The organism is Paraglaciecola sp. L1A13 (genome assembly GCF_009796745.1).
Taxonomy (GTDB): Bacteria; Pseudomonadota; Gammaproteobacteria; order Enterobacterales; family Alteromonadaceae; genus Paraglaciecola.
Genome location: NZ_CP047024.1, coordinates 3,692,804 through 3,710,649, shown reverse-complemented (window position 1 = coordinate 3,710,649; position 17,846 = coordinate 3,692,804). Strand labels below are relative to the sequence as shown.

Below are 17,846 nucleotides of genomic sequence, written 5' to 3'. Positions count from 1 at the left end.
ATTCAGTCTGTGAGTATTCTAAATATCCAAAGGAATCATTCTTTAGGCCCCTAAAATTGCATCTTTAGTACATGAATTGATACGACTTATTTGTTTTTCTAAGTATTCCAGCCTGCGGTGCTGTGGTATTATCGCGACGTTTTTTTGTCGATTAAAGGTCTATTTTGCCGTTACTTTCTGCCCATGAATTGTCCGTGTCGAAGCGCGATAGATTGCTGTTTAGTAAGATAAATTTGTCTGTGTCGGCGGGTGATTTGATGTATATCAAAGGGCCAAATGGTGCGGGCAAGACGAGTTTACTGCGAGTATTAACGGGTTTGGTTAGTCCTGATGAAGGACTCGTAACTTATCGTGAGCAGGATATTGTAAAATTTCGAGACGTTTTTCATCAGCAGTTATTGTACTTCGGCCATGCATTAGGGGTTAATCGCAGTCTGAATGCGCTGGAAAATTTACACTATTGGTGTTCTCAACATGGTGTACATCCCGACGAAGCAGAAATTTATGCGGTGTTGGGTACATTGGGTTTAGTTGGACTTGAAGATGTTCCCGTTAATAACTTATCAGCGGGCCAGCAACGTCGTGTAGCATTGGCGCGATTTTGGTTAAAAACCAGCGCTGAAGTGTGGATTTTAGATGAACCCTTTACTGCACTAGACGTACAAGGCATAGCGTTACTCAATAAACGAATTGTCGAGCATTTACAGCAGGGTGGTTGTGTAGTGATGACATCTCATCAGGCGCTGGATGTGAATTATCCGACTAAAGAGTTAGTGCTGGAGTACCGCATATGAGCGAGTCGTTAAACGCAATTTTTCGTCGTGACTTGGCTTTGGCGTATCGCCAGCGTTCCGAGTTGATGCAACCAATGATGTTTTTTATTTTAGTGATTAGTTTGTTCCCGTTAGGCATTGGGCCAAATCCTGACATTTTACAAAAAGTTGGACCGGGGGTTATCTGGGTGGCGGCAATCCTTTCCTCTCTATTAGGGATGGAGCGATTATTTAAAGACGATTACAACGATGGCTCGTTAGAGCAAATCATGTTGTCTGCTACGCCGTTACCAATAGTAGCGTTAGTAAAAGTGTTTGCTCATTGGCTGACCAGTATTGTGCCGCTTTTATTATTGTCGCCGTTGTTGGCGCTGTTCTTAAACTTGACTGAAGACATGTATTGGGCGCTGTTGTGTACATTACTATTGGGTACACCGTTGCTGAGTCTGGTTGGTGCAATAGCGGTGGGATTAACGCTAGGGTTAAATCGCGGTGGTGTGCTATTAGCACTCTTATTACTACCGGTTTTTATTCCTTTGTTAATTTTTGCCACGGCGGCCGTAGAAGCGGCGTCATTACAATTACCCTACAGCGCACAATTAGCCATTATTGGTGCGATGTTATTAATCTCTTTAGCGATGGCACCTTTTGCCATCGCCTATGCATTACGAGTGAGTCAAAACTAATGTGGAAATGGTTACATCCTTATGCAAAAACGCAAAATGCTTATGAGTTGTGTGAGCGTTTACTACCCTGGTTTGTTGTATCTGCGCTTATCACTTTTGTGGTTGGCATGGCTTGGGGGTTAGCATTTGCGCCTGCTGATTATCAACAAGGTGATTCATTCCGCATTATTTATATTCATGTTCCTAGCGCGATTTTATCTATGGGGGCATACAGCGCCATGGCGATAGCGGCCTTTATTGGTTTGGTATGGCAAGTCCGTACCGCGTTTATGGCTATGATTGCACTCGCACCAATTGGTGCGGTGGTTACTTTTATTGCATTGTTCACTGGCGCTGCATGGGGCAAACCTATGTGGGGTACATGGTGGGTGTGGGATGCACGCTTAACATCAGAGTTAATATTACTGTTCTTATATTTAGGGGTAATTTCTTTATATGCCTCCTTCGAAGATAAGCATCAAGCAGGCAAAGCGGCTGGTGTTATGGCCATTGTGGGCGTGGTCAACCTACCTATTATTCATTTTTCGGTGGAGTGGTGGAACACACTGCATCAAGGCGCGAGTATCACAAAATTTGCTAAACCTTCGGTTGCGCCAGAGATGCTTTGGCCTTTGCTAATTAGCATTTTAGGCTTAGCGTTAGTTATGGCTGCTATTTTTATTCGTCGCTTACAAAACGAAATTGTACGCCGAGAGCTAAACCGCCCTTGGGTGCAAACGCTTGTTAGCAAGGCAAAGGAGAAATAACCGATGCAATTCGATAATTTAAGCGCATTTTTTCACATGGGAGGCTACGCATTTTATGTGTGGTTATCGTTTGGTGTTAGCGTTCTAGCATTGGTGATTTTAGCGGTCGATGCAGTGCGCCAGCAAAAAGTGTTGTTTGACGCCGTTGAAAAAGAGCAAGCGCGTAAAATACGTATTAAAGCCGCCCAAGCAAGTGCAAAGCAAAATCGACTTGATACCCAGAATATATCGCAAAACGAGGAAGTAACCCATGAACCCTAGACGTCAAAAACGCCTGATAGTTGTGTCTGCTATCGTATTGGTGATCGGCGCAGCGATTGGCTTAATGCTGTATGCACTTAGTCAAAACATTGATCTGTTCTATACCCCTTCAGAGGTAATTGATGGCAAGCAAATTGGACAAGTGAAGGAAATTCCTCAAGTAGGTCAGCGCTTGCGAATTGGTGGCATGGTCGTACCTGGTTCAGTGAAAAGAGATAATGAAAGCCTAGCGGTCAGTTTTGATTTAATTGATACCGGTCCCATCGTCACCGTTAGTTATCATGGTTTGTTACCGGATTTGTTTCGTGAAGGGCAGGGGATAGTCGCCACTGGCGTGTTAACGTCCACCAATCACATTAAAGCGCATGAAGTATTAGCAAAACACGATGAAGAATATATGCCGCCTGAACTGGCTGAAAAAATGAAGGGCATTAAACATGTTAAGCCTTCAGAGGCCTATACGGCACCAAAGGTGAGTGGATAATATGGTTGCTGAATTAGGTAATATCTCTCTGGTTTTAGCGTTATTAATGGCGATCTCGTTAGCGATTTATCCGATGTGGGGGGCCCACAAAAATCACCTCAAATTAATGTTAATGGCAAAACCGTTAGCCATTGGTATGTTCGTATTTACGCTTATCGCTTATATCTGTTTAACATGGGCATTTGTGCATGATGATTTTAGTCTAGCGTATGTGGCGAGCACGTCTAATAGCACTTTACCCCTAAGATACAAGTTTACTGCTGTATGGGGCGGCCATGAAGGATCGTTCTTGCTTTGGGTGATGATTTTCTCCATATGGACAGTTGCCGTCGCGCTTTTCAGTAAAGCTATCGAGCTAAAAATGGTCGCCAGGGTGTTATCAATACTGGGTATGGTGGCCATTGGTTTCTATTTGTTTATGTTATTAACGTCAAATCCGTTTGATGTGTTGCTGCCTTTTTATCCGGTTGATGGGCGAGACTTAAACCCATTACTACAAGATTTTGGCATGATCATCCATCCCCCCATGTTGTATATGGGCTATGTTGGGTTTTCTGTTGCATTTGCTTTTGCACTTGCGGCCTTGATTTCTGGTCAATTGGATTCAACCTGGGCCCGTTGGTCACGCCCTTGGACAATCGCTGCTTGGTCTTTTTTAACCGTAGGTGTTGCCTTGGGTAGTTGGTGGGCTTACTACGAACTCGGTTGGGGAGGCTGGTGGTTCTGGGATCCAGTAGAAAATGCTTCGTTTATGCCTTGGCTTGTGGGCACAGCCCTTATGCATAGCTTAGCGGTGACTGAGAAACGTAAAGTATTCAAATCTTGGACCGTTTTATTAGCGATAGCCGCGTTTTCACTTAGTTTGTTAGGTACTTTTTTAGTGCGCTCAGGTATTTTGGTTTCAGTGCATTCATTTGCCAGTGATCCAAGCCGAGGTATGTTTATACTTGGCTTACTGGTCATTGTAATCGGTGGGTCGTTATTACTTTTCGCGATCCGTGCGCCTCAGCTTAAGGGCGCTGGTCGTTACCAGTTATTTTCTCGCGAAGTCTTACTTGCCGGCAATAATGTGTTTTTAACTGCTGCGTGCTTAGTCGTGTTGCTAGGTACCTTGTTGCCTTTAGTTCATAAAGAACTGGGAATGGGTTCTATTTCCATTGGTGCGCCTTTCTTTAACCAAATGTTTAGTTATTTGATTGTGCCTTTTGTGCTGATAATGGGTATCGGCCCCTTATCTCGCTGGAAAAACCAACCACCGTCAGCTTTGTATAAACAGTTGATGATTGCACTTGGTTTAAGTTTATCTGCGGCTTTGTTAGTGACATCGAACTTTGAACAAACTGCATATATGGCAACATTAGGCATGGTATTGGGCTTCTGGATTGTCGTGACCACCATCATGGAAATTCATCAACGCATTAACGCCGATAAAACATTATCCAAGCAGCCTATTTTTAGTGCGCTTAAAAAACTAACGCCAAGTCATTGGGGAATGGTGATGGGGCACCTTGGGTTTGCGGTGTCTATTATGGGCATTACCTTGGTCAGTCATTATAACCAAGAAAAACATGTGCGTATGGCCTACGGTGAAACCGTTCAACTAATGGGCTACGACTTTACCCTTAAAGGGGTGAGTAACCTTCAAGGGCCAAATTATACCGGCTATCAAGCGCATGTAGTGGCCAGTCGAGATGGAAACGTTGTGGCTAACCTTGAAGCTGAAAAACGTTTTTATACTGTGCAGCGCAACACGATGACCGAAGCGGGTATTGATACAGCAATTAATCGTGACCTCTTTGTCGCCTTGGGTGAACAATTAGACAATGGCGATTGGGCTCTGCGTATTTATGTTAAACCCTTTGTGAACTGGATATGGGCAGGGGCGTTTATTATGGCTTTTGGCGGCATTCTATCTATATCTGATCGGCGCTATCGTATGCAAAAAATTAGTAAAAAAAGACCATCAGTAAACGTCGAGAAGTCTGCTCCAGTCTTACCTGAGGTTTCCCATCAAGATACGGCGGAGTCTCGTTAATGAAAAAAATATCGTTATTTATCTTACCTTTAGTTTTGTTTGTAGGCTTAGCGGTTTTCTTGTTTCAGGGCTTGTTTAGTAATCCTAGGGAACACGAATCTCCGCTGCTTAATCAGCCAGTACCAAGTTTTATTCTGCCTGATTTAATGGATACTGATATTACTTACACCACAGAAGTTTTTGTGGGCAAGGTGACCTTGCTCAATGTATGGGGTGTTTGGTGCGTAACCTGTGCGGTAGAAATTCCGTATTTAGAGCAACTTAAAAACGACGGCAAGCATATTGTCGGATTGTATTACGATCAGGATATAGACCCCGATTTTGGTATTAAAACGGTAGCACGCGTGCAGCAAGAAGTTGATCAGAAGCTCGGTCAACTAGGTAACCCATATGCGTACAATATTTTTGATGTGAAACGTGATTTGTCACTAGATTTGGGGGTGACGGGCGCGCCTGAAACGTTCTTAATCGACAAACAAGGCAAAGTGCGCATACACCATATTGGCGATATAAACCCTAGGGTATGGCAGAAAAAATTTGAGTCTGTTTACGAGGAGTTAGTCGCTGAATGACGCGTTTTATACTTTTACCCTTTGCCTTCTTTATGCTGCTAAGTTTCGCTAGTTATGCAAGCGAAGAGACCTATCAATTTGAAACTGACGCACAGAGCACAATGTTCTTTGTGCTGACTAAAGAGCTGCGTTGCCCCATGTGTCAGAATCAAAATATTGCGGATTCCGACGCTATGATAGCAGCAGATTTACGCCGTAAGGTTTATCAATTGGTGAATGAAGGCCAATCTCGCGAACAAATTATTGATTATATGAAGCAGCGTTACGGTGATTTTGTTTATTACCAACCACCTGTTAATGCAACCACGGTTTGGTTGTGGTTATTACCGGTAATCTTTGTGTTGTTAGGAATTGTTTTAGTTGTGCGCAGCCGCCAACAAAAACCAGTGACGCAAGACAAAGCTAAACTAGAAGCCGCCGAGAAGTTGCTGGAGGAAGATAAGTGAGTGTTTTTTGGATAGCCGGTATTGCACTGGTATTAGTTGCGATTGGCTTTGTGGTCTTTCCTTGGTTTGTTAATGGGCATAAGCGCGAAGATACTTTGACCAACACGCGCCTTATTCGCCAACGATTAGATGAACTGGTACGAGAGGAACGCGAGGGGCAATTAAGCGCCAGCGATAGACTAGAGACAGAAAAAGATCTAAAGATTGCGCTACTAGACGAGCAACCAAACCAGCAGCAAAGTACCAGCTCGGCGAAAGGGATTTTAGTCGTTGGAGGCCTGCTGAGTGTTGTTGCCGTCGCTGTTTTGTATTGGCAAGTGAATAATGTTTCTGCATTGAATCAGTGGCAGCAAGCAATTGAACGCTTGCCAGAGCTGGCAGAGCGTATTGTGACTCAAGGAGATGCGTCTGTTAACGAAGAAGATCTGCAACAATTTGCTTTGGGGCTGCGTACTAAATTGCAGAACTCAGACAACGACGCAGTCGGCTGGACTTTATTGGGCCGAGTGTATGTTGCGATTAATCATATTGAAAGCGCCATAGATGCGTTCGAGCGCGCACTGGAAATTGATCCTAATAATATCGAGACGCTGGCCAGTTACAGCCAAGTATTATTGATGGTTAATCAAGCGGAATATTTAACCCAAGCTAAGCTGTATTTAAACAGAATTCTTGAGCTTGATCCTCAGAATACCGGGGCGCTGGGTATGTTAGCCATGGCCGCGACGCAGCAGGGCGACAAGCCATTGGCAATAAAAACATGGCGGAAGTTGCAAGAATTTGTGCCAAAAGACGCTCCTATCTACCAATCGATCGAAGCGCAAATTGCTGAATTAAGTGACACGGCGCAAGCAAAAGTGACCACGAGCCCGGCTGATGCTGTTAATTCGACTAACTCGCCAGAGGCAAGTAAGGCACTTGTTTCGGTTACCATCACCCTTGATGACGTGTTGAAGAGCAAGCTACCTAAAGAAGCCTTCTTGTTTGTATATGCACAAGATGCAAGTGGCGCAAGTAGAATGCCTGCTGCAGTAGTTAAAATGCCATTGGCTGAATTACCGATTACAGTGGATTTGTCAGACAGCAATGCAGTGATGCCGACCCTTACTTTATCGCAGTTATCTCAGGTTCGATTAGTCGCCAAAATATCGACCACAGAAAACGTAATGCAGGCAAGTGGAGACTTGCAAGGCTCACTGGAAATCGAGCTCGATAAATCAAAAACAAAACATTACACGATACTAATAAATGAGGAATTACAGTGAATAAGGTAAAAATTGCTGCGCTATTTTTAGTGCTATTAACATTGGGGGGATGCGCTTCAAGTAATAAAGCAGACGAGCAGGCACAGCAATATAACGATCCCAAAGATCCCTTTGAATCTGTTAACCGGGCATTTTGGGATTTCAACTACGATATACTAGACAATTATGTATTACGGCCAGTAACGGTCGTTTATGTTGATTACACCCCGCAGTTTGCGCGTACTGGTTTGTACAATATGGCACTGAATCTGGAAGAGCCATCAAACTCCGTGAATAACCTGCTGCAAGGTAAACTAGATGGCATGCTTATCAGTGTTGGGCGATTCTTGCTCAACTCCACCGTTGGCTTATTAGGCACTATCGATGTAGCGACTGAGCTAGGTTTAGTGCGTAAAGAAGAAGAATTTGGTGAAACCTTGGGTACATGGGGCGTAGGCACAGGGCCTTATTTGATGATCCCTGCCTTAGGCCCCAACGACATTCGAAGTGGAGTGGGCGACATCGTTGATACGTCTTATTCCCCTTTAGATGCGCTTAACTTCTATTTCGCAGCCTTTAGAACGGGTATTAAAGTATTAGAAAGCCGCGCGGCTGTGATGTCTCAAGAACAGCAACTTGAACAATCAGTTGACCCGTACAGCTTCGTAAAAAATGCTTATTTCCAGAATTTAAAGTTTAAAGTAAATGACGGGCAAGTAGAGCAAACCAAAGAAGAAGAAGCGTTAGACGATGATATTGATGCTTTTTTAAATGATCTATAAGAATTCATTTTCCAGCCATCGTTAATAACAAAAAAAGCCCAGATAACGTCTGTTATCTGGGCTTTTTGTTAGTCTGGCTAATGTTAACGCTAAGGTTAAAATATACTTATTTATAACCGTTAGGGTTATTAGATTGCCAATTCCATGAATCACGGCACATATCAGCTAAACCCTTCTCGGCGTTCCAGCCCAATGCTTCACTGGCCATTTTAGGGTCTGCGTAACATGCAGCAACATCGCCTTCTCGGCGCGGCACGAATTTATACGCAATGGTTTGTCCGCTTTGTTTTTCAAACTCTTTGACCATATCGAGTACACTGTAACCTTGGCCAGTTCCTAAGTTATAGGTGACTAAGCCTACATCCTGTTGCAGCTTGGCTAACGCTTTAAGATGCCCAGCGGCTAGGTCTTCTACGTGAATGTAATCTCGTACGCCTGTGCCATCGGGGGTGTCGTAGTCATTGCCAAATATTGACAGGAATTCACGCTTACCAGTTGCCACTTGGGTAATAAATGGCATTAGATTGTTAGGGATCCCGTTAGGATCTTCCCCAATGCGCCCTGAAGGGTGCGCACCTGCTGGGTTAAAATAACGCAATACAGCGATATTCCAGCTTTTATCTGATTTGTACAGGTCGCGCAGTACCAACTCAACCATCAACTTAGATTGGCCATATGGATTTGTCGGTTCACCTGTGGGTAAACCTTCATGTAAAGGGAGTTCAACCGGATCGCCGTATACCGTGGCTGATGAGCTAAAAACAAGGTTTTTGACGTTATGTTTAGCCATTGACTCACACAATACAAGCGTACCGTATACGTTGTTGTCGTAGTACATCAAGGGCTTTTCAACTGATTCACCTACTGCTTTGAGACCAGCGAAATGAATAACAGAATCGATACTGTGTTGACTAAAGACTTTATCAAGCACGGCCGTATCGCGAATATCACCTTCAACGAAAGTTGCTCGTTTGCCCGTAAGCTCTTCAACACGCGCTAGCGCTTCTTTAGATGAATTGCAGAGGTTATCAAGCACAACAACCTTATTGTTGTTTTCCAACAGTTGTAGAACCGTGTGGCTGCCGATGTAGCCAGCGCCGCCTGTTACTAAAATGGTTTGCATCGATTTACTCTCCTTGAGGGTCAGTTGGGGGAAGGTACTTAGCGCACAAGCTGTATTGAATGGGCCTGAGTACGAGCGGGTACAAGGCGGCAACGAGTGCAGCCCAAAGCAATGAATACCAACTTTCAGTGCTTCTAAATATTAGGATAAATATGGGTAAGAGTACCGCTAATTTTAAAACATTTAGCAGCAGTTTTTCTGGCCCAGTCAGCTTATTTTGTGCTTGTTGAATTAACGCTAAACGCTCGGTAAGCGGTAACTGAGAAATACTAGGAATGTCACGGGACGAAAAATAGATATTCATTTTACCCTGGCTTATGTAAAAGAAACGCCCAGCTGCATTTCAGCAGATAGGCGTCTTTTATAATATTATACTATTAATTGCACTGCCACTGGCAAAATGTAATTAACTAGCTGGTCGGTTGACCTAATCTAAACATATTCTACGCACGTTTATTCTCAGCAAGCTTTTCCCATGCTTTAGTTTTAAAACTAACAAGGAAAATAACAATGCCAATAGCGATGGTGAATAAGCTAATTTGTAAATACAGATCAGGCATGTCTTCGACTTTGTTTGGGTCGAAATTACCAGCAAGCAAGCCAGCTATCACATTACCAATAGAATAAGTCAGTACGAATACGCCCATCATCTGGCCTGCAAAACGTTTTGGAGACAACTTACTTACCGCTGCTAATGCAACAGGGCTTAAGCATAATTCACCGACTGTATGCAAGAAGTAAGTAGCCACTAACCAATAAGGTGCTACGCGTAAACCTGTAGCAGCTGCTTGTGCCGCAAAGAACATTACCAAGAAACCAGTGGCCATAATAATTAGGCCAACCGCACATTTCAAACCGTATGAAGGTGTTAACATGCGTTTAGCTAAGTTTATCCACAATGCCGCGAAAAAAGGTGACAACAGAATAATGAAAAATGAGTTAGCTGATTGGAACCAAGCGGTAGGAATTTCGAAATCACCCAGCATTCGTTCAGTATAATCACGGCCAAAGAGGTTCAATGACGAACCTGCTTGCTCAAAGCCCGTCCAAAAGAATATAGAGGCTAAGCAAACTAAAAATAGTGCGCCGACGCTGCGTTTTTCATTACCATCTAAGTTACCTAAGAAGAATATACCCGCGTAATAGGCTAAAAATACCACCGTAATCGCAATGGCTGTGTATTGCGCCATTGTTACAGGGTCGAAGCTAAGTTGACCGCTGATCATGGCGTACGTTAAAACAGCCAGACCAATTAGAAAAAGGGTAATAATTTGCCATGCCCGTTTATTACCTGCGGCAGACATAGCGACCATCGGCTGCGCGCCAGCACCATCTAGCTTATGCAGGGTTAAACGATATTGAATTAAACCAATACCCATACCGATAGCTGCGGCACCAAACGCCCAATGCCAACCCATTTCAACTTGAAGGTAACCACAAACAAGGTAGCCAATGATTGAACCTAGATTAATTCCCAAATAATAAAGTGTGTACCCACTATCACGGCGACCGTCGTTATCTGCATACAGTTGACCCACCATTGCGCCAATATTCGGTTTAAGCAAACCGGTGCCTAACACCACTAATACTAGACCGACGAAAAAAGTAGAGTCATTGGGTATGGCCAGTACTATGTGGCCTAACATAATAATAATTCCACCGTACCAAACAGCCTGCTGTCCGCCAATTAAGCGATCGGCTATCCAGCCACCTGGCAAACCCATAAAGTAAACCGCACCCGTGTATAAGCCATAAATGGCGGTAGCAGATGCAACGGTTATCACTAAACCGCCCTCTTGAATACTTGCGGTCATAAAAAGCACCAATAAAGCACGCATGCCATAATAACTCATGCGTTCCCACATCTCTGTAAAGAATAGGGTGGAAAGGCCCCCTGGTTGGCCTAAAAAATCTTTGGTTTTTGTTGTCATATTACCTGCCGTAAACCACGTTAGCGTCTTTAAATAATAAAGAAACATGAATGTAAGACGCTAAACAGTCTGGTTATAATTATTGTTTTTGCCGACTACTCTAACGGTAGTTAACGATTTTCAGCCACGTTTATACTAGAGCCAGCGGGTGATGACAAGAAAGCGGATGAAATCTTGTTTTATTTTACTGTGCAGGGCTTAATACTGTTAAGCGAAAAAATATTGGCGGCTGCCTATTATGCGGCCCCAGACTTATAGGGGTAGAATGATTAAATTAGTAGCATTTTGGCAACTTACTTTTTAATCTATTCGAAATCTTTACAGTCAATAAATTACGAGTACAAATTTTAACGTTTAAATGCTGGTAATAGAGGTTCTTGATTTGCTAACATACCGCTGCAATTTCTCCGGTGGTGAATCAATTGACTATTTTAGTCAACTCCACTTTAGGATAAGAACTATTTTCGCCTGATTTTTATGTATTTCTGTAGGAAAGGTGTTGTTGGGGTTTAGATTGAAAAGTGTTTACGGCAATACTTCGAAAAGGAATATAAAGTAGTATGTTCGCTCATTTGGAACTTTTTCCGATATTTACGGCAGCTTTTGTCGCATTTGTTTTGCTTATCGTGATGACACCGATGGCGCACCATCTTGGCTTGGTCGATGAACCAGGGCAACGTAAACACCACCGTGATACCGTGCCGTTGACGGGCGGCGTAGCTATATTTATGGCTGTGCTTATTGCTAGTTTTGTAACAGATGTATGGCTTAAAAATGGCTCATTGTTCTTTACTGCTGCAGCCTTCATTGTTCTTCTTGGCATGTTAGACGACAAATTCGACTTGAGTCCCAAAGGTCGATTATTCTGTCAATTCGGTGTCGCAGCCATTATGGCGTGGAGCGCTCAAAACCATATTAGCTCTTTGGGCGATATATTAGGTACGGGCAGTTCAGACCTCGGTATTTTCGGTTATTTTTTCACCCTTGTTTGTGTAGTAGGCGTGATTAACGCTTTTAATATGATTGACGGCATTGACGGGTTAGCCGGCGGAATGAGCCTAGTTGTGCTCAGTGGCGTGGTATTTTTACTTATATTCTCAAATAACAGCAGTGCAATAATGGGCCCCATGCTTATTATTGCGGCGATTGTTCCCTTTTTAGCATTTAATCTCAGCTGGAAAGGCTTTAAAGGCAATAAAATTTTTATGGGTGACAGCGGCAGCATGTTCGTTGGTTTAACCATAGTGTGGTTAATGGTTGATTATACGCAAGGCAGCAACCCTGCTATGCGACCCATAACCGCAGCTTGGATTATCGGTTTACCATTAATGGATATGGCGGCAATTATGTATCGCCGAGCGCGTAAAGGTCAGTCAATGTTAAGACCTGATCGTCAGCATCTACATAATATTTTTATGCGTGCTGGGCTTTCTTCCCGTCGTGCATTAGCGGCCATATTATTGCTAGGTTGCGGCTACGCCTCAGTTGGTATTTTAGGTGAAATATATAAAGTGCCAGAGTCTTATATGTTTGCCAGCTTCATCGTATTACTCATTGTTTATAGTTTTGTTATTCAAAATATATGGATAATTCTGCGTTTTATTCGCGATAAGCGAGCTGCTTAATTAAATAAGGCTATTCGGGTAGTAAAATTTACGCCTGTTTAGTCCAAGTCATTTTACTAATGTGCGGCTTCGCGTTAGTCTTCACCCACTGAATTTTAGACCCTATGTTGTGTATGAATAAATATTGTTATTTTTTGGCAAGCGTCATGCTTTTTCAAGGCTGTACAAGTATCAGTCAACCGACTGCTAGTAGGCCTCTTGTGGAGCATGAGTATGTCATTGCGGCCCCAGCAGAAAGCGATCTTATGCAGCGACAGCTAACGCATAGTACAAGCGGATCAATCATCAGTTTAGACAATGATTCAGGTACGGTAGGACCGAAATTTTTTGCCGCAACTGGAGCGACTTGTCGTAAAGTATTTTTAACTATGAGTGGACAAACCGTATTCTGTCAAAATGAGCTAAAGCAGTGGTATAGAGTTAAGTCTGTTATTTCTGAATATGCTGAAAATTCACGTGGAGGAGCCCAGTAATGAAACGTATTCCATTATTTTTCCGCGTTATCAGCGGTATGTTTTTTGTATTTTCGTTTGGTATTTCGGCACAACAAAGTGCTTCTGAAGATCAATTGCGCCAAGCACGCGCTGCAGCCGGTGAAAGCCAGCAAGTAGACGTATCGCAATATATTCAATCTGGCGGTAACAACACTGGGCGTGGCTCTGATGTAAATGTACCAGGTAGCAATAATGCCAGACCAATGTCTGAAGAAGAAATGGGCTTACCCCCTCCTTTTGGCGCAAACTTATTCGATGGTGGCTTTGAGTCTGAGCGCAGTGATGGGCTAAACAGTTCATATTTAGTGGCTCCCGGCGATAAATTATCCATTCAAATGTGGGGCGCTGTGAATAGTGCCAACGTGGTTACGGTCGATAACCAAGGCAATGTGTTTATTCCAGATGTAGGGCCAATTAAAGTTAAAGATGTGCCTGCTAACAGAGTTAACAGTACTGTTACCCAAAAGATAAAATCAATTTATACCAATAACGTCAGTGTTTACGTTAATTTGCTTACTGCTACGCCTATCAGTGTCTTTGTAGCAGGGCCAGTAGAAAGACCCGGCCAATACGCTGGTTTAGCGTCTGATTCATTATTATTCTTTTTGAAGCGAGCCGGTGGAATCGATTCGTTTCGTGGAAGCTACCGGAATATTAAAGTCTTACGTCACGACAAGGTTGTTTTGGAATACGATCTATACGACTTTCTTAAAGAAGGTAAGTTAGAGGCATTTTCGTTTAAAGACGAAGATGTGATTTTTGTTGCAGAGCAAGGTCCTATGGTGACGGTTGAAGGCTCGGCTCGATACCCCTTTAGATTTGAATTAGAAGCAGAGCAAGCCGCCGGACAAGATCTCATGTATTACGCACGGCCATTGAGTAAATCTAGCCATGTGGCGATTACGGGTAATCGTCAAAATGGCTTCGTATCGGTTTATCTACCTTTGGCTGAGTTTTCAAGTTTTACCATGGAAGATGGCGACACCGTATTATTTAACGACGATATCCGACCGCAAGTGATAAGCGTTCAAATATCAGGTAGCTACAAAGGCCAGTCATTTTACACCGTCGAAAAAAACACTCGTTTACTCGATTTGCTTAGTCATATTGAAGTCGACCCAAAACAAGCTAACTATGGTGCGATTTACATAAAGCGTGAGAGTGTAGTCGAGCAACAAAAAGCCTTGCTCGAAGAGTCTTTGCAGCGACTTGAAAGAAACATATTTACTGCGCCAGCATCAAGCAGCGGTGAAGCATCTATTCGTGCTCAAGAAGCTCAGCTAGTGACACAATTTGTTGCCAGAGCCCGCGCCGTGGAACCCTTGGGTAAAGTCATCGTGTCTGAAAACGGTAAGGTGGCAAATATTCGTTTAGAACAAGGTGACGAAATCATCATCCCAGCGCAGACTGACTTAATTCAGGTCGCAGGGGAAGTGCTCATGCCTCAAGCCATCGTTTACAACCCTAATGCAACCCTTACGGACTATGTAGCATGGTCAGGTGGCTTTAGCGATCGAGCTGACGATGAACGCATCGCAATCGTACATGCTAACGGTTTAACTAGCTTTATGGCTGGCGATAGTGACTTGTGGTTTACTGGTGAGCAAAGTAATCAACTTGCGCCTGGCGATCAGATCTTAGTTCTTCCTAAGGTTGATACTAAGTTGCTGCAATCAATCAAGGATATAACACAAATTATCTATCAGATTGCCATTGCTGCCAACGTAGCAAGAGATTAATGAGCAGACTGATTTAGCATGACTGCCGTTACTAAAAGAAACAAATGGGAAATATGGCGTGATGTAATATTCGCGCTTTTTGCTCGTGAAATTCGTACAGGATTTAATGATAAATTAGGCTTGAGCTGGGCCATCTTCAACCCAGTCATCTTTATTTTTGTCCTATCGTTTTTACGTGGTCGGTTAGGTGGAGAAGAAACACACACCATACCTACCTTTACATTTATGGCAATTGGGATTTTGTTTATTCAAAGTTTTCTGCAAACCATGAATGGTTCGTCTCGCGCCATAATGAGAAACAAAGCGCTATTTGCTTTTAGGCAAGTACAACCCATTAGTGCAGTAATTGCTGGTGCACTGTTTGAGTTATTGGTAAAAATATTCGTTATCACTGGAATAATAATAATAATGTACTTCATGGGGATGGATCTAAAAGTTTCTAACCCTTTATTGTTCTTAGCCTGTTTTTTCCAGTTATGGCTTTTTGCCGTGTCATTAGGTTTGCTTTTCGGTATAGCGGAGATGTTTATTCAAGAAATAAGCAAGGTAAAAGATTTACTGACTCGGCCATTATTTTTCATATCGGGAGTCTTTTTTTCGCTACAAGATTTCTCTCAAGAATATTGGCGTTATCTAGATTGGAATCCAGTGTTGCATGCTATAGAGCTAGCGCGATATTCAGTCCATTCAACTTATGGAAATGAAGGTGTTAGCTTACAATATCTTAGCTGCAGTGTTTTAATTTTCTCTTTCGCAGCACTCGCTATTTACCATGTTTCATGGAAACAGGCAATAAGTCGATGATACGGCTAGAGAACGTCACAAAATACTATCCTTCGCGTTTAGGTAAACAGTATATTTTCAAAAATCTGAGTTTCGATATTCCTTCTGGTCATAATATAGGTATTTTGGGCTCAAATGGCGCAGGTAAGTCTACCTTATTTCGATTATTAGCCGGAAGCGAATATCCTAATAAAGGCCGAATTATTACTGACCTTAGTCTGTCTTGGCCAGTGGCGTTAACGACTGGTATACATCAACAAATGACAGGGCGCGAAAACACTCGCTTTATTGGTAAAGTAAATGGTGTAGCGGATTTGGATACTTATGTAAAACGTGTGATGGAGTTTGCTGAATTAGGCGAAAAATTCAATTTGCCAGTAAGAAACTATTCAAGTGGTATGAAACCTCGATTGGCATTCGCATGTTCTATTGCAATCGATTTCGACGTTTATCTAATCGACGAAGTAACATCTGTTGGTGATGCCAAATTTCGCAAAAAAGCTAAAGAAGCATTGTTAGAGCGAAGTGAAATAGCGAACGTGATTATGGTGAGTCATGAAATGGATGAAATCAGGCAGTTTTGTGATAGCGCAATCGTTCTACACAAAGGTGAATTAACTTTTTATAACGATCTCGAGCAAGGGATCAAACAATATCAGGCTTTATAAATATGACCCAACAGGCTCAATTAGAGTTAGAAGAGAGGTTTCGAGTATTACGTGCAGCACTGACGGCAGAGCAGTGGTCGGATTGGCATGACTTAAATGCACGAGTAGACGAGCTTGCTCCGGTTGATATCGCACTAGCGTTCAGGCTTATGCAACGAGTGAAGAATCTTAATCCTACAGAACAAAATATACATCGACTAACTGAATTGCAAAAACAAGCATTAGAAGAGATACCCGCATTAGCGGTAACATCTTCACGAGAATCTAAAGGTGCACGATTGTTAAATAATGCTCAGACCCTTAAGGAACAGATATCAGGAGTGTTTTCACACCCCCAATTTGCAAAGTTTAAGCGGCCTTTCACCGTATTTGTGGTCTTACCTTTTCTTATATTTTCTTTCTATCAAATTCTACTTGCAAGTCCAAGATACGAGAGTCAATCAAGGTTAATAGTTAGAGAACCCGACAGCATGGCAACGCTAGACCCTACAATGGCACTGATGTCAGGGATTGGTGTTGGTAGTGGTAGTTTAGATACTGAATTAGTGAAAGCTTTTATTTATTCTAACGACATGTTGGACTACCTAGAGAATAAGTTAAGTGTAAAAAAACATTATAGCGATAACAAATATGATGTTTTTAGCCGAGTTGCTGATGATTCAAGCAGAGAAAGTCTTTTTAGTTATTACTCAGATAAGGTAACAGTTGAGATAGACGATGAATCACAAGTCCTTAGCATTTTTGTGCAAGCTTTTGAACCTGATTTCGCTAAGTTAATGAGTTCAAATATTGTCGAACACGCCGAATGGTATATAAACGAAATTGGACACAATCTTGCTAAAAAACAACTTGAATTCGTTAAGTTAGAGCATCTCAAGGTCGAACAGCGATTGCAAGAGGCGAAGACCGCATTGTTGGCCTTCCAACATCGACATGATTTACTTGATCCAGAAGCCGAGGGGATCGCTTTACAAAAGATAACCTATCAACTTGAAAGTGAAGTTGCAGCAAAACGTACCGAACTTAGGTCATTACGGAGCAGCATGAGTGATAATGCGTCACAAGTTATTCAGGCTATCTCTCAACTGGAAAGCATGCAATTGCAACTTGAAAATGAAAGAGCTCGACTCACACACCGGCCAAAAGACGATGATATTTTACCTGATGATGAAAAAGATCTAAGTGTTAGTCAAATTGTAGCTAAATTTAGTGACTACAAGATCAACATGGAGCTGGCACTGCAGGCTTATACATCCTCACAAATTTCTTTAGAGAAGTCTAGAATAGAGGCATACCGTCAGTTAAAATATCTGGTTGTTGTTGAGTCGCCGACGAAACCAGAAGAAGCTAAATATCCTACAGTGTTTTACAACATCAGTTTGTTTCTAGCTGTGATTATTATGATTTTTGGTATTGGCCGTATATTGGTGGCAACAGTTGCTGAATTGCGATGA

General features: G+C 42.6%; 18 protein-coding genes. 15 read left to right on the top strand and 3 right to left on the bottom strand.

From position 1 onward, the window contains the following. Positions 1-164: 164 nt before the first annotated feature. From ccmA to GQR89_RS15695, 10 genes are read left to right on the top strand one after another with little or no spacing between them, the layout of a single operon-like run. The gene (ccmA, locus tag GQR89_RS15740) at positions 165-794 is read left to right on the top strand and encodes a cytochrome c biogenesis heme-transporting ATPase CcmA (RefSeq protein WP_158770919.1); all 630 of its coding nucleotides are present in this window, start codon (positions 165-167) and stop codon (positions 792-794) included. After that, positions 791-1,459: a heme exporter protein CcmB gene (ccmB, locus tag GQR89_RS15735; protein ID WP_158770918.1), complete on the top strand. Its 669-nt coding sequence runs from the start codon at positions 791-793 to the stop codon at positions 1,457-1,459. The genes ccmA and ccmB overlap by 4 nt, the downstream gene beginning before the upstream one ends. After that, positions 1,459-2,205 (top strand): heme ABC transporter permease, encoded by a 747-nt coding sequence (locus tag GQR89_RS15730; RefSeq protein WP_158770917.1) that lies wholly within the window; start codon positions 1,459-1,461, stop codon positions 2,203-2,205. The genes ccmB and GQR89_RS15730 overlap by 1 nt, the downstream gene beginning before the upstream one ends. Before the next feature lie 3 nt (positions 2,206-2,208). Further along, positions 2,209-2,466, top strand: a complete 258-nt coding sequence (gene ccmD / locus GQR89_RS15725) for a heme exporter protein CcmD (protein ID WP_158770916.1) — start codon at positions 2,209-2,211, stop codon at positions 2,464-2,466. Continuing rightward, positions 2,456-2,950, top strand: coding sequence for a cytochrome c maturation protein CcmE (gene ccmE, locus GQR89_RS15720; protein ID WP_158770915.1), 495 nt, complete (start codon positions 2,456-2,458; stop codon positions 2,948-2,950). The genes ccmD and ccmE overlap by 11 nt, the downstream gene beginning before the upstream one ends. Before the next feature lies 1 nt (position 2,951). After that, positions 2,952-4,985, top strand: coding sequence for a heme lyase CcmF/NrfE family subunit (locus tag GQR89_RS15715; protein WP_158770914.1), 2,034 nt, complete (start codon positions 2,952-2,954; stop codon positions 4,983-4,985). Beyond that, complete coding sequence (locus tag GQR89_RS15710; protein ID WP_158770913.1) at positions 4,985-5,557, top strand: redoxin family protein; 573 nt, start codon at positions 4,985-4,987, stop codon at positions 5,555-5,557. Before GQR89_RS15715 ends, GQR89_RS15710 begins: the two co-directional genes overlap by 1 nt. Next, positions 5,554-6,003, top strand: a complete 450-nt coding sequence (locus GQR89_RS15705; protein WP_158770912.1) for a cytochrome c-type biogenesis protein — start codon at positions 5,554-5,556, stop codon at positions 6,001-6,003. The genes GQR89_RS15710 and GQR89_RS15705 overlap by 4 nt, the downstream gene beginning before the upstream one ends. Beyond that, positions 6,000-7,268: a c-type cytochrome biogenesis protein CcmI gene (gene ccmI, locus GQR89_RS15700; protein ID WP_158770911.1), complete on the top strand. Its 1,269-nt coding sequence runs from the start codon at positions 6,000-6,002 to the stop codon at positions 7,266-7,268. Before GQR89_RS15705 ends, ccmI begins: the two co-directional genes overlap by 4 nt. Continuing rightward, positions 7,265-8,029, top strand: coding sequence for a VacJ family lipoprotein (locus GQR89_RS15695; RefSeq protein ID WP_158770910.1), 765 nt, complete (start codon positions 7,265-7,267; stop codon positions 8,027-8,029). Before ccmI ends, GQR89_RS15695 begins: the two co-directional genes overlap by 4 nt. Before the next feature lie 106 nt (positions 8,030-8,135). Here the strand turns inward: GQR89_RS15695 and galE are convergent, their stop codons facing one another. The 3 genes from galE to GQR89_RS15680 form a co-directional block, all read right to left on the bottom strand. Next, complete coding sequence (gene galE, locus GQR89_RS15690; RefSeq protein ID WP_158770909.1) at positions 8,136-9,152, bottom strand: UDP-glucose 4-epimerase GalE; 1,017 nt, start codon at positions 9,150-9,152, stop codon at positions 8,136-8,138. 4 nt (positions 9,153-9,156) lie between these two features. Next, the gene (locus GQR89_RS15685) at positions 9,157-9,456 is read right to left on the bottom strand and encodes a DUF6170 family protein (protein ID WP_158770908.1); all 300 of its coding nucleotides are present in this window, start codon (positions 9,454-9,456) and stop codon (positions 9,157-9,159) included. A gap of 139 nt (positions 9,457-9,595) precedes the next feature. After that, a complete protein-coding gene (locus tag GQR89_RS15680) occupies positions 9,596-11,083 on the bottom strand; it encodes a peptide MFS transporter (RefSeq protein ID WP_158770907.1) in 1,488 nt (495 codons plus the stop codon). A gap of 560 nt (positions 11,084-11,643) precedes the next feature. Here GQR89_RS15680 and wecA point away from each other — a divergent pair. From wecA to GQR89_RS15655, 5 genes are all read left to right on the top strand, one after another. Continuing rightward, complete coding sequence (wecA, locus tag GQR89_RS15675) at positions 11,644-12,708, top strand: UDP-N-acetylglucosamine--undecaprenyl-phosphate N-acetylglucosaminephosphotransferase (protein ID WP_158770906.1); 1,065 nt, start codon at positions 11,644-11,646, stop codon at positions 12,706-12,708. A gap of 472 nt (positions 12,709-13,180) precedes the next feature. Further along, positions 13,181-14,941: a polysaccharide biosynthesis/export family protein gene (locus tag GQR89_RS15670; RefSeq protein ID WP_158770905.1), complete on the top strand. Its 1,761-nt coding sequence runs from the start codon at positions 13,181-13,183 to the stop codon at positions 14,939-14,941. Positions 14,942-14,959: 18 nt separating this feature from the next. Beyond that, positions 14,960-15,745, top strand: a complete 786-nt coding sequence (locus GQR89_RS15665) for an ABC transporter permease (RefSeq protein WP_158770904.1) — start codon at positions 14,960-14,962, stop codon at positions 15,743-15,745. Continuing rightward, positions 15,742-16,392 (top strand): ABC transporter ATP-binding protein, encoded by a 651-nt coding sequence (locus GQR89_RS15660; protein ID WP_158770903.1) that lies wholly within the window; start codon positions 15,742-15,744, stop codon positions 16,390-16,392. Before GQR89_RS15665 ends, GQR89_RS15660 begins: the two co-directional genes overlap by 4 nt. Before the next feature lie 2 nt (positions 16,393-16,394). Further along, on the top strand, positions 16,395-17,846 hold the full coding sequence (locus GQR89_RS15655; RefSeq protein ID WP_158770902.1) for a lipopolysaccharide biosynthesis protein: 1,452 nt from the start codon (positions 16,395-16,397) through the stop codon (positions 17,844-17,846).

Coding starts and splice junctions, on each gene's coding strand:
- GQR89_RS15665 (WP_158770904.1), top strand. CDS start 14,960: ATGACTGCCGTTACTAAAAGAAACAAATGGGAAATATGGCGTGATGTA.
- ccmE (WP_158770915.1), top strand. CDS start 2,456: ATGAACCCTAGACGTCAAAAACGCCTGATAGTTGTGTCTGCTATCGTA.
- ccmB (WP_158770918.1), top strand. CDS start 791: ATGAGCGAGTCGTTAAACGCAATTTTTCGTCGTGACTTGGCTTTGGCG.
- GQR89_RS15710 (WP_158770913.1), top strand. CDS start 4,985: ATGAAAAAAATATCGTTATTTATCTTACCTTTAGTTTTGTTTGTAGGC.
- GQR89_RS15685 (WP_158770908.1), bottom strand. CDS start 9,456: ATGAATATCTATTTTTCGTCCCGTGACATTCCTAGTATTTCTCAGTTA.
- wecA (WP_158770906.1), top strand. CDS start 11,644: ATGTTCGCTCATTTGGAACTTTTTCCGATATTTACGGCAGCTTTTGTC.
- GQR89_RS15705 (WP_158770912.1), top strand. CDS start 5,554: ATGACGCGTTTTATACTTTTACCCTTTGCCTTCTTTATGCTGCTAAGT.
- GQR89_RS15670 (WP_158770905.1), top strand. CDS start 13,181: ATGAAACGTATTCCATTATTTTTCCGCGTTATCAGCGGTATGTTTTTT.
- GQR89_RS15660 (WP_158770903.1), top strand. CDS start 15,742: ATGATACGGCTAGAGAACGTCACAAAATACTATCCTTCGCGTTTAGGT.
- GQR89_RS15655 (WP_158770902.1), top strand. CDS start 16,395: ATGACCCAACAGGCTCAATTAGAGTTAGAAGAGAGGTTTCGAGTATTA.
- galE (WP_158770909.1), bottom strand. CDS start 9,152: ATGCAAACCATTTTAGTAACAGGCGGCGCTGGCTACATCGGCAGCCAC.
- ccmD (WP_158770916.1), top strand. CDS start 2,209: ATGCAATTCGATAATTTAAGCGCATTTTTTCACATGGGAGGCTACGCA.
- GQR89_RS15715 (WP_158770914.1), top strand. CDS start 2,952: ATGGTTGCTGAATTAGGTAATATCTCTCTGGTTTTAGCGTTATTAATG.
- GQR89_RS15680 (WP_158770907.1), bottom strand. CDS start 11,083: ATGACAACAAAAACCAAAGATTTTTTAGGCCAACCAGGGGGCCTTTCC.
- GQR89_RS15730 (WP_158770917.1), top strand. CDS start 1,459: ATGTGGAAATGGTTACATCCTTATGCAAAAACGCAAAATGCTTATGAG.